The organism is Legionella parisiensis (genome assembly GCF_001467945.1).
GTDB lineage: Bacteria > Pseudomonadota > Gammaproteobacteria > Legionellales > Legionellaceae > Legionella > Legionella parisiensis.
The window spans coordinates 1-2,112 of the sequence record NZ_LNYQ01000008.1; the positions used below are offsets into that span (position 1 = coordinate 1).

The following is a 2,112-nucleotide window of genomic DNA, read 5'->3' on the forward strand; positions in this document are numbered from 1 at the left end:
ATAATCCATCTCTTTATACAAATTACCAAGAGGAGTATTTTCTTTCTGTTTCGCTAAAAAAAATTGTTTTAGGACTGTATTATGATCTTCAAGGATATAAAACTTATTTGATTCATGAAGCTGTTGAATCAATTCTAATTCTTCGCCCTCAATATGCATGGCTTTTAGTTCCTTTCTTGTTAAGGAGTTTTGCATAATTGGAGCGAAAGGATGTTGAATCGGTGAAAAAGGGAATAGCTTTTGTATCGTTTGGGGAATGGCTTTTGTCATCGTAAGATGTGGCGACATTTTAGCTCTTAGTGATAAGGCTGGTTCTAATTTTGTGATCATGAAATCCTATCCTTGTATTGTATTAAGACCTTGTAGGGGGTTACTTTAACACATAGTGGTTATATTTTTTCAAATATAATTAATAAAAAAGCCTTGAAAAAAGCTCAAGGCTTTTAGCATTGTAGTTATTTAACTTAGGCTAACTATTCGACTTTGCTCTTCTTCAACACATCGCTCTAAACCAGTTTCACAAATTAAATCCTTATTTTTTCTAATTACCGACTCCGTTAAATAATTCAAAGCACAAGGAACTTCACCATTTTTTATCGTATCTAATGTTAATGATGGATCCTTTTCAAATAATGGGGCAAGAAAGATTAATGCCTCAGTATTCGAGATGGTTATCGTAAGTATCCCACCACTTTTTGCTGGTGCCTCAATAGTAAAACCATCTTCATGAGCCGTAATACAACTATAAGCTTTAGGAGCTACTTCACTTGCTATATTAATCCATAAATCTCGCTCACAAAGGGGTAAATTCACTAACGCGGTTTGTTCTTTCCAGATGCTTCTATACTGCTCATATAAATCAGCTGCTTTTAAAGCTTTTACATCCTGCGGATCCTGACTTTCGTTGACGTAGGTAGCAAAATCGTCGAAAGCAATTACTTTATCAATTTCTAAGCGTTGATATTTTTTCATCGCCTCTTCCATGATAATACTGAGCTCCAGTATTGATGATTCAGGGGCATCAAAACGTTTTGCTTGTCTTAACTCATCAAGATGAATCATATTGGAGTTTTTTTGGTTAACCAGGATAAAATGATTCATTGGCAAACAAAGATGAGGAACTATAGTCTCGCATTGATACGAAAATATTGAAGTACCAAATTCTTCACCATCCAGAGCTATATCATATTCCACATCCAATTTGTCATGGACTTTGCATGCTACACCGATGAGTGAAATACCTGGGAAATTTGATTTTTTTGCCGCGTCAATTCCAAAACCCAGAGCTACACTAGGACAATAAGTAAATGAATGAGCTACTTTTGTATTTCCTTTGGTGAAGGAGTATCCTCGAACATGCGCATCTCTAATTTCCATTTTTTCGTCATGACTGAAATCTCCCCAACGTGTATATCCTCTAGCTTTCATAAGGCGGGCAAGACTTGGACGCATTGCGGTTACCCCTAATCCAGGGCGATCTAAAGAACCAAGAAAATGCTCAACTGAAATCCCTCTATATATGGCTGGAACAGTTCCCTCAACAAGTTTGATGTTATGCTTTCGCTTAAATAGTTGTAAAGCGGTAGTATTGTGCGAGTCAAAAGCGGATCCTGTAATTCGCACACTACTGCTTAGAGCGGTACGACCAGCAAATGAAAACCCATATCTCTCTAACAAACCCTGCATATTAAATACCTCTGAATATAATTGGCAATCCTGTCTTAACCCTCCATTAATGCTCAAATAAAATCCATCACCAGGAGCATTTTGTTCAATAAGTATATTAAATGGCCATTAAAGAAAAATTAAAATGAGCTATAAAATTTTTTATATGTTGATAAATAAATTTATAGGGGTCCTAAAGGCTTGCAGGAGAATGTTGTTGATTGTCTTTTGAATGGGATAATAATTACGTTTGTTGCTCGAACCAAAAAATAAAGAAGCCTTGATAAAACTCAAGGCTTTGGCATAGATTGGAATGACTGAAGTTATTTAGCTAGCTATTTGTGATATCTTCCTCTTCGATTTATAAAACTCTTATTCTTTTGAGAGGGTAAATAAGCTTCGTGGTGATGGATCTTCAATACCTATCCCGGATTTATACCTGTTGAA

Annotated in this window: 1 protein-coding gene and 1 pseudogene; both read right to left on the minus strand. The window is 35.7% G+C overall.

Annotated elements, in window-relative coordinates:
* Nucleotides 1–330: pseudogene (locus Lpar_RS02600) on the minus strand (hypothetical protein); the annotation flags it as partial.
* A gap of 129 nt (nt 331–459) precedes the next feature.
* Nucleotides 460–1,686, minus strand: coding sequence for a hypothetical protein (locus tag Lpar_RS02605; protein WP_082650322.1), 1,227 nt, complete (start codon nt 1,684–1,686; stop codon nt 460–462).
* Nucleotides 1,687–2,112: the final 426 nt, after the last annotated feature.